We start from the raw sequence: 12315 nt of genomic DNA, 5'->3' as shown, positions 1-12315 counted from the left end.
AAACGATTTATTTCTCCGCCCGACTGCCTACGGCATCGGTGCTTCTGATTTTGTGGCGGAAAGATTGCGGAGTATCGTTCATCATCTCTTTAAACTTGAGGCAGAAGTAGGCGCTGTCAGTGAAGCCGGCACTTTGCGAGATATCGCTGATCTTCAGGTCGGTGTTTGTCAGCAGATTGACAGCGATATTGAGTTTGCGCAGCAGCATGAATTTCTTAAAGCTGATGCCAAAGGCGGATTTAAAGGTGCGGGAAAACCAGGATTTTGACCACTGACAGCGTCGGGCGGCTTCCTCTGTTGTCATTTCAAAATTTTCATTGGCATTAATGACTTGTAGTAGTTCGATAAGTTCGCTCAGGTAGCGATGATGGGTTCGTTCGGTAACAGGAACGGAATCTTTAAGGCGATTAAAAGCATGCAGTAGTACGCTTTGCATCAGGGAACGGAACAGCGAATCGGAGAAGTCGCTGAACTCACTGCACCAGCTCAGCAGCAGCTCAAGGCGCTCAGCCTCCTCGCCGGAAAGATAAACTACCGCGCCGCAGTGGGCCGCAGGTAGCGACAGATCATATCCTTCCAGCCACTCTTTTTCGAATTGCATAAGATAACGCTTGTGGCTGGCAGCGGGCGGTAGCGTCATTTCATGAATGAGTAGGGCAGGGACATATACCAGCGTGTTGTTTTTAATGGTAAATTTTTCGTCGCCAATGGAATAGCTTCCCCCTGATTCTCTGAACCACATCAGTTCGTCCATCATATGGAAATGTGGAACTACATTTATCCCATTGAAATCATTTATGTTATCTGCTCGCAGCGTAAAGAGTTCACCTGCGCCAACGGGGATCTTTTCGAAAACGGGAGATTCGTCACTCATTGGGTACACTCTTCTTATATTTAACAGGATAATTTATACATAACCGGATTGCCCTTAGCAATAACGTATGCATATCAAATCTACCAGTGCTCTTATTGCGGAGGCGCGATGAATACTGCCCGTATTAGTATCAAAGAAAAATTCAGCTATGGCTTAGGCGACACCGGTTGTAATTTAGTATGGCAAACAGTGATGTTGTTCATGGCCTGGTTTTATACTGACGTATTTGGTTTAAGCCCCGCGCATATGGGAACCATGTTTTTAGCCGTCAGAGTATTAGATGCGGTGACCGATGTATTAATGGGGGCGGTGGCTGATAGAACCCGCACTAAATATGGTCAATTCCGGCCCTATATTTTATGGTTTGCCATTCCGTTTGGCGTATTGTGCTGCTTAACGTTTTATACCCCGGATTTAGGTTATAGCGGTAAGTTAATTTATGCCTATGTTTCTTATACTTTATTATCGTTAGTGTATACCGCTATTAACGTCCCGTACTGCGCGATGATTAATAATATTTCCAATGACTCCCGCGAGCGAGTATCGCTGCAGTCGTGGCGGTTTGCGCTAAGTACCTTAGGCGGCCTGATTGTGTCGCTGACTGCGCTACCGTTGGTAGCCTGGCTGGGGAAAGGCAATCTGCAAAACGGGTATTTCTACACCATGATGGTGATGGGCGCCTTGAGCATCGTGCTGTTCTTTATCTGTTTTGGCCTGACTAAAGAGCGCTACTCTACAGACATTACGGCCAATAATCAGAGCAGCATCCTTGATGACCTGAAAACCCTGCTGGCGAACAAAGACTGGCGCATTTTATTTACGCTGAACGTGGTGAACCTGATCGCCGTGCTGTTCAAAGGCGGTACCACGCTCTACTACGTCAATAACATTATGGGGCGCGCGGATCTTGGCAGCTTGTTGCTGACCACCACGCTGGCTTCCGGAGTGGTGGGAGCCATGCTGTCGCCGTTCATATTTAAGAACATCGATAAAGTGAAGGGCTTCAAGCTGTCAATGGCGCTGGAGGCGGTGCTGTTAATCGCGATGTATTTCGTCCCGGCGGGCAACGTCGCCGCCATCTTCACGTTGGTGATAATCATCAATATCATTCAGCTGGCGGCAACACCGCTACAGTGGAGCATGCTCTCAGATATCATTGATGCGGAAGAAAAGCGCAGCGGCAAGAAGCTCAGCGGAATTGTCTTCTCAACCAACCTGTTTGCAATCAAATTAGGGATTGCCATCGGCGGCGCGCTGGTGGGTTATCTGCTGGCGTGGGGGGACTACGTCGGCGGCGCCGCGCAGCAATCGGCTTCAGCGCTGCAGATGATTAAATTGTTGTTCACTCTCTTCCCGGGCGTGCTGGTGGCGCTGTTGATAGTGATAATGAATCGCTACAGTCTGGATGATAAACGTCTGTCGCATATGGCGCAGGAAAGCGGGAGATAATCGACCGATCTCTATTCAACTGGGCGAAGTTTGCGTATAAACTCGCGGGTTTTAGTATTCCGGAGGCGGAGAGGCGATGAGCCAGGCAGAGTTAAACGGTGAGTTATTCACATTAGAGCGGTTCCCACCTAACGCTGAAGAAGAAGCGCTACAGGCATGGGAAGCGGCGGATGAATATCTGCTGCAACAGGTGAATGACGTCGACGGCCTGACGCTCATCTTCAACGACGGCTTTGGCGCGCTCGCCTGCGCGCTGGCGGAGCGCAACCCGGTCAGCATCAACGACTCCTTTATTTCCGAGCTGGCGACCCGCCACAACCTGCGGATGAACGGTATCGATGAAGAGAGCGTGCGCTTTCAGGATAGCCTGAGCCCGCTGCCCGCCGCGCCGGCGCTGGTGCTGATTAAGGTGCCAAAACAGCTGGCGCTGCTGGAACAGCAGCTGCGCGCGCTGCGCGAAGTGGTGACGCCGGAGACCCGCATTATCGCCGCGGCGAAAGCCCGTGATGTGCACAACTCGACGCTGGCGCTGTTTGAAAAAATCCTCGGCACCACCACCACCTCGCTGGCGTGGAAAAAAGCGCGTCTGATCCACTGCGTTTTCACCGCCCCCAAGCTTGCCGATGCGCCGCAAACCTACAGCTGGAAGCTGGACGGCACGCCGTGGACCATCCATAACCACGCCAACGTTTTTGCCCGCAGCGGACTGGATATCGGCGCGCGTTTCTTCCTGCAGCATTTACCGTCTGATCTGGAAGGCGAGATCGCCGATCTCGGCTGCGGCAATGGGGTGATTGGCCTGCAGGCGCTGGCGCAAAACCCAAACGCCAGCGTGATGTTCACCGATGAGTCGCACATGGCGGTGGCTTCCAGCCGGTTGAACGTCGAGCGCAACCTGCCGGACGATATCGCACGCTGTGAATTTATGGTCAATAACTCGCTCTCAGGCATTGAGCCGGATCGCTTTACGGCGATCCTGTGTAATCCGCCGTTCCATCAGCAGCACGCGATTACCGACCATATTGCCTGGCAGATGTTTAACGATGCCCGCCGCAGCCTGAAATATGGCGGCGAGCTGTACGTCGTCGGCAACCGCCACCTCGATTACTTCCGTAAGCTGAAGCGCGCTTTTGGTAATTGCACGACGATTGCGACGAACAATAAGTTTGTCATTTTGAAAGCAACGAAGGTGCGTAAGCAGCGCTGATTTTTGTCGCGGTTTCCCCCGGCTCGCGGCTGTCGCCTTAGCCGGGCTACCGACTGTCGCCTTAGCCGGGCTAGCGTACGGGATTATCGTGGTAGCCCGGGGAAGGCGCATCGCGCCGCCCCCGGGACACGGCTAAATCGCCAGCGCCAGTTTAGTGCCCTGGGCAATCGCCCGGCGCGCATCCAGCTCCGCCGCCACGTCGCAACCGCCGATGAGATGCACCGTTTTCCCTGCCGCGCGCAGCGGTTCCGCCAGCTCGCGGCGCGGTTCCTGACCGGCGCAGATCACCACCTGATCGACCGCCAACAGTTGGCGCTCGCCGCCGATAGTGACATGTAACCCTTCATCATCGATCTTTTCATAGCTGACCGCCGGGATCATTTTCACGCCGCGCGCCAGCAGCGTCGCGCGGTGGATCCAACCGGTGGTTTTGCCGAGCCCTTCGCCCGGTTTGCTGGCTTTGCGCTGTAGCATCACAATCTGTCGCGGGCTTTTACTCAGTTGCGGGCCTTCAGGATGCAGCCCTCCCGCCGTTTGCAGGCTGGTATCGATACCCCATTCGCGGCAGAACTCGCCGATATCCTGGCTGGTGGCCATGCCCGACTGGCTTAAAAACATCGCGGTGTCGAAGCCGATGCCGCCGCAGCCGATAATCGCCACCTTCGCGCCAACCGGCGCTTTATCACGCAAGACATCCAGGTAGCTCAGCACTTTGGGATGATCGATCCCGTCGATCGCCGGCAGGCGCGGGGCGATACCGGTGGCGAGGATCGTCTCATCGAACGTCAGCAGATCGTCTGCCGTGACGCGGGTGTTCAGGCGTAGATCGACACCATGAAGATCGAGCATGGTGCGGTAGTAACGCAGCGTCTCGTGAAACTCCTCTTTGCCGGGGATCTGTTTGGCGATATTAAACTGGCCGCCGATCTCCGGGAGCGCATCGAACAACGTGACGTGATGACCGCGAGCGGCGGCGTTAACGGCGAAGGCCAGACCGGCAGGCCCGGCGCCGACCACCGCCAGCCGTTTAGGCGCGTTGGCCGGCAGGACCGGCATCAGGGTTTCATGACAGGCGCGCGGGTTGACCAGACAGGAGGTGACTTTGCCGACGAAGATTCGATCGAGACACGCCTGGTTGCAACCGATGCAGGTATTGATCTCCCCGGCGCGATCGCGCTGCGCTTTCGACATAAATTCGGCGTCGGCGAGGAACGGGCGGGCCATCGATACCATATCGGCATCGCCGCGAGCGAGAATATCCTCCGCGACCTGCGGATCGTTGATGCGGTTGGTGGTGATCAACGGGATCGACACCGCGCCCTTCAGCTTGCGGGTGACCCAGCTGAACGCTCCGCGCGGTACCGGTGTGGCGATGGTCGGAATGCGCGCTTCGTGCCAGCCAATCCCGGTGTTGATAATTGTCGCTCCCGCCGCTTCAATCGCTTTGGCCAGTTCGGTGACTTCCGCCAGCGTGCTGCCGTCGTTGACCAGATCGAGCATCGACAGGCGGTAGATGATAATGAAATCGTGGCCGGCGCGCTGGCGCACCGCCTTAACCACTTCAATGGCGAAACGCATGCGCCTGGCATAATCGCCGCCCCACTGGTCGTCGCGCTGGTTGGTGCGCGCGGCGAGAAATTCGTTAATCAGATAGCCCTCAGAGCCCATCACTTCGACGCCGTCATAGCCCGCTTCACGCGCCAGTTGGGCGCAGCGGGCAAAATCATCGATAAGCGTAAGGATCTCATCGTGGCTCAGTTCATGGGGCGTAAAACGGTTGATCGGCGCCTGTAGCGCCGAGGGGGCAACCAGCGCGGGCTGATAGCTGTAGCGCCCGGTGTGCAGGATCTGCAGAGCGATTTTGCCGCCTTCCTGGTGTACCGCGTCAGTAATATGGCGATGGTGCGCCAGATGGCTGGCATCATTGAGTACCGCGCCGCCGGCCATGGTGACGCCAGAGGGCGCCGGGGCGATGCCGCCGGTGACGATCAGCGCCACGCCGTGGCGGGCGCGCTCGGCGTAAAAGGCCGCCAGCCGCTGCGCGCCATCCGGTAACTCTTCCAGCCCGGTGTGCATTGAGCCCATCAACACGCGGTTTTTGAGCGTTGTGAAGCCCAGCTCAAGCGGGGCGAAAAGCGACGGATAGCGGCTCATAGTGGCTTCCAATGTAAAATTATTGTTATGTGGTCGGATGAGTTACTAATTTAGCCGTCGCGGAGAAAAAGGGAAAAGGGGAGTGCGGTGATTGTGATGGAATTCAAAGAACGGAACACGTTGTCCCTCACCCCGACCCTCTCCCAAAGGGAGAGGGAGAAAGGCGGACCGGCACCGATATTTAACGCTAGTGCCGAACGGTTCCCTCACCCAAAGGGCGAGGGGGAAAGGCGGATCGGCACCGGTATTCAAGGCCAGTGCCGAACGGTTCCCTCTCCCACCGGGAGAGGGTTAGGGTGAGGGGACTACGCGCTGGCGGCGCTCCAGACCCGGCGCTTGCCACATCGACGTTGTTAGCCCGCTATCCACCAGACCCAACTGATCGGCGTACACCGTTTGCCACTTGCTCATCATCTCCTGATACAGCTCGCGATGCTGCGGATTAGGGGTGAACTCGCGATGCCAGCTCACTAACCGCTCTCCGGTACTGGCCATATCGCCATACAGTCCGGCGCCGGTTCCGGCGGCGATGGCGCAGCCCAGAGCGGTGGCTTCGCGGACCACCGGCACCCGCACCGGCAGGCCGGTGACGTCGCTGAGGATCTGGCTCCACAGCGCGCCTTTAGAGCCGCCGCCGGCAAACACCAGGCTCTCGAATGTCACGCCGGAGAACTGCGAAATCTGCGCCAGGTTGCAGGCGGAGACAATCGCCGCGTTCTCCTCCAGCGCGCGGAACAGGGTCGCTTTGTTGCACTTCTCCGGATCGATGGAGAGGTTAATAAACGACGGCGCGGCGTGGTACCACTGCTTAAAGTGCATAGCGTCGGAAAAAATAGGCATCACGCCGTGGGATCCGGCGGGCACGCGGCTGGCCATCTCCTCCAGCAGCGAATAGGCATCAACGCCGAGCCGCTCGGCAATCAGTTTTTCTTCAGCGCAGAAGGCGTCGCGGAACCAGCGCATGGTCAGCCCGGTAAAGAAGCTGATCGATTCCGCCTGCACCATGCCGGGAATGACATGAGGATTAACGCGAATATTCATCTGCGGATCGGTACGCACCTGCGGCAGGTTGACCACCTGCTGCCAGAAGGTGCCGCCGAGTACTGCGGTTTGCCCGGCACGCACCACCCCAAGGCCCAGGCAGCCGAGCTGGACGTCGCCGCCGCCCATCACCACCGGTGTCCCGGCGCGCAGGCCGCTCTGCTGCGCCGCCGCTTCGGTGACGGCGCCCAGCAGGGTACCGGTCTCTTTGACCGGCGATAGCATATCGGCGCGCAGTCCGGCCATATCTAGCAGCGCCGGGCGCCAGTCGCGGCTGAACAGATCGAGCATGCCGGTGGTGCCGGCGTTTGACGGGTCAACCGCCAGCTCGCCGGAAAGCTTCGCCGCCAGCCAGTCGCTGATCATGGTGATGGTCGCCGCTTTGCGGTAGATATCGGGGCGGTGGTGCGCCAGCCACAGCAGGCGCGGCATGGCGCTTAGCGCCAGGGTTTGTCCCGAGACCTCGTACACCTCGGATTCAAAACGATAGTCGTGGATCTCCTTAAGCTCCGCCACTTCGCGGCTGGCGCGGGCATCGACGTTGGCGCAGGCCCAGATGGCCTCGCCGTCGCGGTCATAGAGGACGATCCCTTCGCGCATCGAACAGCAGGCGACGGACTGAATATCGGCGGCAGAGAGTCGGGCGGCGTCGAGCGCCTGGCGAATGCACTGGCAGGCCAGCTGCCAGTTGGTAGTAAGGTCGAACTCCATCGAGCCGGGGACGTTATCAACGCTCAGGTGTTTCCATTCGGCCTGGCCTACCGCCAGCTGGCGGCCATTAAGATCGAAAATGACCGCCCGAATGCTGCCGGTCCCGGCATCTAACGCTAACAGGTAACTCATGACATGCGCCTCGCTGTTGTCGCGCGGCGCCAGGCCGTCAGGAGGCCAGTGCGAGCACCGCGCGTGCTGTTGTCTCTTCCGTTACCAGGCCATTAATGCGCTTTCCAGTCAGAGCGGCATAAATCGCCTGCGCTTTTTCTTCTCCCCCGGCGACGCCGACGATGGTTGGCAGCTGCGCCAGCTCATCAAGGGTTACGCCGAGCAGTTCCCGATGGATCTCCAGTCCTTCTACCGGCCGGCCGTCGGCCTGCAGGAAATAACCTAAAATGTCGCCGACCGCGCCTTTGCGCGCGTACATCAGCTGTTCGCCCTCGCTGATATAGCCGGAGCGTAAAATCGTGGCGTCGCGCCGCTGATCGATGGCGCCAATGCCAACCACCGCCGCGTCCGCCGCCGTTGCTGCGAGGATCACGTCGCGCACGCTCGACTCACGGCGCAGGATCTCGGCGACCTCCGCCGAAGAGACCCGCAGCGGCGCCGGAATAATGCTGACGCTGCAGGCGGCATCAAGCTGGCCGATGCCGGTCATATAGGGGCCGACGCCGCCGGAGAGGGTCACCAGCCGCACCTGCTGCGAGCCGATAAAGCCGCTGAGATGCTGCAGGCAGCTCATGGTGGCTTCGCCGAATCCGACCGCCAGTAGTTGACCCGGTTGCAGAATACCCATCAGCGACTGCGCCGCGCCGATACCCAGCCGGGTATTCATCGGCGGGGGGTTGAGCGCCGGCAGCACGCGGGCAATCTTGAGGCCAAAACGCTGCTGGAGTTCACTTTCCAGCGCCAGACAGCCCTCATAGCGTGAATTGATCTGCACGCGGATCACCCCGGACTGGCGGCCTTTCTCCAGCAGACGGGAAATCTTCAGCCGCGGCAGCCCCAAACGCTCGCCGATGTCATTTTGCGTCAGGCCGTCGTGGTAGTAGCACCACGCCACCCGCGCCACCAGCTCTTCCTCGGCTAACGCCAGCCCGGCGTAGCGGTTCTCTTCCGTAATGCGTTTTTCGCTCATAAATTGAACTCTTATAAAAATTTAGATCATATGTTCGCTATTGCGCGGTCGGAAAGTGTGAGCCGACTGGCAAAACGGATCTTTCATCGCTGGCCCATTTTTTCCTGAGGATCTAAAGCGCCAAACTGTGATCTTCGCACGGTTGTAAATATAGTTCACCGTCTACGCTTTTGAACATTATTAAATTTAAAAATCATTTGTTCAATCGAGGCGCGATGATGAAGCCACTGCTTGAAGCTCGCCAGATTTGCAAACAGTTCTCCGGCGTTGCGGTGCTGAAGGGCATCGATTTCACGCTATGCGCGGGCCAGGTGCATGCGCTGATGGGCGGCAACGGCGCGGGTAAATCAACGCTGATGAAGATCATCGCTGGCGTTGAAACGCCGGACAGCGGTGAACTGACGCTCGGCGACCGCGCGTTTGCGCGTCTCAATCCGGCGCTAGCGCATCAGTTAGGCATCTATCTGGTGCCGCAGGAGCCGATGCTGTTTCCCAACCTCAGCGTGCGCGAGAACATTCTCTTCCGCCTGCCGAAGCGGGCGGATACCGTCGCGCGGTTGCAGGACAAACTGCAGCAGTTGAACTGCCAGATCAACCTCGACGCCAGCGCCAGCACGCTCGAGGTAGCCGATCAACAGATGGTCGAGATCCTGCGCGGGCTGATGCGCGAGGCCAGGATCTTGATCCTGGATGAGCCCACCGCCTCTTTAACGCCGGGTGAAACCGAGAGACTGTTTAGCCAGATCCGCGCGTTACAGGCGCTGGACGTTGGGATCGTCTTTATCTCACACAAATTGCCCGAAATACGCCAGCTTGCCAGCCATATTTCGGTGATGCGCGATGGCGCGGTGGTGCTGAGCGGCGAGACCGCGGCTTATCGCGATGAGCAACTGATTAACGCTATGACGCCGGCCAGCCGCGACCATGCGCTGAGCGACACGCAAAAGCTGTGGCTGGCGCTACCGGGCAACCGCCGTACGCAACCGCAGGACTTTCCCGTGCTGCGGGTGGAAGATCTTACCGGAGAAGGCTTTATCGATCTCAATCTGGAGATCCGCGCCGGGGAGATCGTCGGTCTGGCGGGACTGGTGGGATCCGGGCGCACCGAATTTGCCGAAACCTTATACGGCCTGCGTCCTCCGCGCGCCGGGCGGATCTGGCTGGAGAACCGCGAGATTAGCCGCGACAGTACCCGCGCCCGGCTGGCCAGCGGGCTGGTCTATCTCCCGGAAGACCGTCAGGTCTCGGGGCTGTTTCTCGATGCGCCGGTGCGCTGGAACACGGTGATGTTCAATCAGCCGTCGTGGTGGCAGCAGGGGAAACGGGAGGCGGCGGTGGTTGAACGCTATCACCGGGCGCTGGGGATCAAGCTGGCCGATGGCGATCAGCCCGTGCGCACTCTCTCTGGCGGCAACCAGCAGAAGGTGCTGCTGGCGCGCTGTCTGGAAGCTAATCCGTTACTGCTGATTGTCGATGAGCCGACGCGCGGCGTGGATGTCTCCGCCCGCGCCGATATCTATCAACTGCTAAAAAGCGTTGCCGCGCAAAACGTGGCGGTGCTGATGATCTCCAGCGATCTGGATGAGTTCGTTGGCCTGGCCGACCGGGTGCTGGTGATGCATCAGGGCCGCTACAGCGGTGAGCTGGCGCGACAGGCGGTGACCGTCGATCGCATGATGACCCTGGCCTTCGGAGGGCAGGCATGAAAACGTTACTGAAGAATCGCGAACTGAGCGCCTTCTTTGCCATCGTGGCGCTCTTTGCCGTGCTGGTGGCGCTCAATCCAGCCTATTTCAGCCTGCAGACCCTGGCGATGATTTTCGCCAGCTCGCAGATCCTTTGCCTGCTGGCATTGGGCGCGACGCTGGTGATGCTGACCCGCAATATTGACGTGTCGGTAGGCTCGACCGTTGGGCTGTGCGCCATCGCCGTCGGCGTGGCGCTGAACAACGGTTACGGGCTGGCGACGGCTATCGCCTTCGCGCTGGCGATTGGCGCGCTGGCCGGGGCGTTTAACGGCCTGCTGGTGGTGGGGCTGCGCATTCCGGCGATCGTCGCGACGCTCGGTACCCTGGGGTTGTATCGCGGGGTGATGCTGCTGTGGACCGGCGGGAAATGGATCGAGGGCTTGCCCGACAGCCTGAAATCGCTCTCGGAGCCCGCGTTTATTGGCGTGTCGCCGCTGGGCTGGCTGGTGCTGGCGCTGCTGCTGGCGGGCGCCTGGCTGCTGTCGCGTACCGCCTTTGGTCGTGATTTTTACGCCGTTGGCGATAACCTTGCCGCCGCGCGTCAGCTGGGCGTGGCGGTCAACCGCACGCGGATGCTGGCCTTTACCCTCAACGGCATGCTGGCGGCCTGCGCCGGGATCGTCTTCGCCGCGCAGATTGGCTTTGTGCCTAATCAGACCGGCAGCGGCCTGGAGATGAAAGCCATCGCCGCCTGCGTACTGGGCGGGATCTCGCTGCTCGGCGGCACCGGCACGCTGCTCGGCGCGTTTCTCGGCGCCTTTTTCCTCACCCAAATCGACACCGTACTGGTGCTGTTCCGCCTTCCCGCCTGGTGGAATGACTTTATCGCCGGCCTGGTGCTGCTCGGCGTGCTGGTGCTCGATGGCCGCCTGCGCCAGGCCCTGGCCCGCCATCAGCGGGCGCTGAAGTACAGCCGTTTCCAGCCCGGTAACAAAGGGGGCAAACAGATTGCCCGCTTTCCCGAACGCAAAAGCAAAGAGGTGGCTTAAATGAAGCTGAAGATTAACTGGGAAAGCGCGCTGCTGGCGTTGCTGATCGTGGAGATCCTGCTGTTCGGCGCGCTGAATCCGCGCATGCTGGATCTCAATATGCTGCTCTTTAGCACCAGCGACTTTATCTGCATCGGTATCGTCGCGCTGCCGCTGACGCTGGTGATCATCAGCGGCGGGATCGATATTTCGCTGGGCTCGACCATCGGCCTGTGCGCCATCGCCCTCGGGGTGATGACCCAGGCGGGCTGGCCGCTGTGGCTGGCGGTATCGCTGACGTTGCTCTTGGGACTGCTGTGCGGGTTATGCAACGCCGCGCTGATCCACTACACCGGCATCAGCCCGCTGGTGATCACGCTCGGTACGCTGTATCTGTACGGCGGCGGCGCGCTGCTGCTTTCCGGGATGGCCGGCGCGACCGGTTACGAGGGGATTGGCGGCTTCCCCGATAGCTTCACCGCCTTCGCCAATTTAACTCTCGCCGGACTGCCGCTACCGCTGGTGCTGTTCGCGATTATCACCTTTTTCTTCTGGCTGCTGGCCCATCGCGGGCGCTTTGGCCGCCATCTCTTTTTACTCGGGCAAAACCCGCGCGCCGCGCGCTATGCCGCGCTGTCGGTGAACGGCATCCCGTATGTGCTGTATGGCCTGGTCGGTATCGCCTCGGCGGTCGCGGCGTTGGTGATGGTCTCCTATTTCGGCTCGGCGCGTTCGGATTTAGGCCGCGACCTGCTGATGCCGGCGCTGACCGCGGCGGTACTCGGCGGGGCCAATATTTACGGCGGCTCGGGATCGATACTGGGTACCGCGCTGGCGGCATTGCTGGTGGGGTATCTGCAACAGGGTTTACAGATGGTCGGCATCCCCAACCAGGTGTCGAGCGCGCTGTCAGGGGCGCTGTTGGTTGTGGTGGTGATGGGGCGCTCGCTGAGCCTGCACCGTGAATGGGTGCGCGCGACCTGGCGGCGTCTTTTCTCGCATAGAACAATCGGAGCATAACA

The 12315-nt window shown here is 59.4% G+C and carries 9 protein-coding genes; 5 read left to right on the top strand and 4 right to left on the bottom strand.

Features of this window, described 5'->3' with window-relative positions; translation table 11 throughout:
- Positions 1-7 precede the first annotated feature (7 nt).
- On the bottom strand, positions 8-874 hold the full coding sequence (locus HMPREF3142_RS12215) for a helix-turn-helix domain-containing protein (RefSeq protein ID WP_012540503.1): 867 nt from the start codon (positions 872-874) through the stop codon (positions 8-10).
- Positions 875-982: 108 nt separating this feature from the next.
- Between HMPREF3142_RS12215 and HMPREF3142_RS12210 the strand changes: the two genes are divergently transcribed.
- Positions 983-2323: an MFS transporter gene (locus tag HMPREF3142_RS12210; RefSeq protein ID WP_008806572.1), complete on the top strand. Its 1341-nt coding sequence runs from the start codon at positions 983-985 to the stop codon at positions 2321-2323.
- 76 nt (positions 2324-2399) lie between these two features.
- A complete protein-coding gene (gene rlmG / locus HMPREF3142_RS12205; protein WP_012540505.1) occupies positions 2400-3530 on the top strand; it encodes a 23S rRNA (guanine(1835)-N(2))-methyltransferase RlmG in 1131 nt (376 codons plus the stop codon).
- 132 nt (positions 3531-3662) lie between these two features.
- Here the strand turns inward: rlmG and HMPREF3142_RS12200 are convergent, their stop codons facing one another.
- From HMPREF3142_RS12200 to lsrR, 3 genes are all read right to left on the bottom strand, one after another.
- On the bottom strand, positions 3663-5684 hold the full coding sequence (locus HMPREF3142_RS12200) for an NADPH-dependent 2,4-dienoyl-CoA reductase (RefSeq protein ID WP_070612102.1): 2022 nt from the start codon (positions 5682-5684) through the stop codon (positions 3663-3665).
- Between the two features lie 291 nt (positions 5685-5975).
- Positions 5976-7568 carry an autoinducer-2 kinase gene (lsrK, locus tag HMPREF3142_RS12195; protein ID WP_032733842.1) on the bottom strand — a complete coding sequence of 531 codons (1593 nt, stop codon included), beginning with the start codon at positions 7566-7568 and terminating at the stop codon, positions 5976-5978.
- A gap of 37 nt (positions 7569-7605) precedes the next feature.
- Positions 7606-8577: a transcriptional regulator LsrR gene (lsrR, locus tag HMPREF3142_RS12190; RefSeq protein ID WP_008806568.1), complete on the bottom strand. Its 972-nt coding sequence runs from the start codon at positions 8575-8577 to the stop codon at positions 7606-7608.
- Positions 8578-8795: 218 nt separating this feature from the next.
- On the opposite strand from lsrR, the gene lsrA reads away from it, so the two are divergent.
- From lsrA to lsrD, 3 genes are read left to right on the top strand one after another with little or no spacing between them, the layout of a single operon-like run.
- Positions 8796-10283: an autoinducer 2 ABC transporter ATP-binding protein LsrA gene (gene lsrA / locus HMPREF3142_RS12185; RefSeq protein ID WP_064171232.1), complete on the top strand. Its 1488-nt coding sequence runs from the start codon at positions 8796-8798 to the stop codon at positions 10281-10283.
- On the top strand, positions 10280-11314 hold the full coding sequence (lsrC, locus tag HMPREF3142_RS12180; RefSeq protein ID WP_070612101.1) for an autoinducer 2 ABC transporter permease LsrC: 1035 nt from the start codon (positions 10280-10282) through the stop codon (positions 11312-11314). The genes lsrA and lsrC overlap by 4 nt, the downstream gene beginning before the upstream one ends.
- Entirely contained in the window at positions 11315-12313 is a 999-nt protein-coding gene (gene lsrD / locus HMPREF3142_RS12175; RefSeq protein WP_070612100.1) for an autoinducer 2 ABC transporter permease LsrD, read from the top strand.
- Positions 12314-12315: the final 2 nt, after the last annotated feature.

Source organism: Klebsiella sp. HMSC16C06 (genome assembly GCF_001808325.1).
Classification (GTDB): domain Bacteria; phylum Pseudomonadota; class Gammaproteobacteria; order Enterobacterales; family Enterobacteriaceae; genus Klebsiella; species Klebsiella variicola.
The sequence above is the reverse complement of the archived record's forward strand: the minus strand, read 5'-3'. Positions and strand labels throughout refer to the sequence as shown.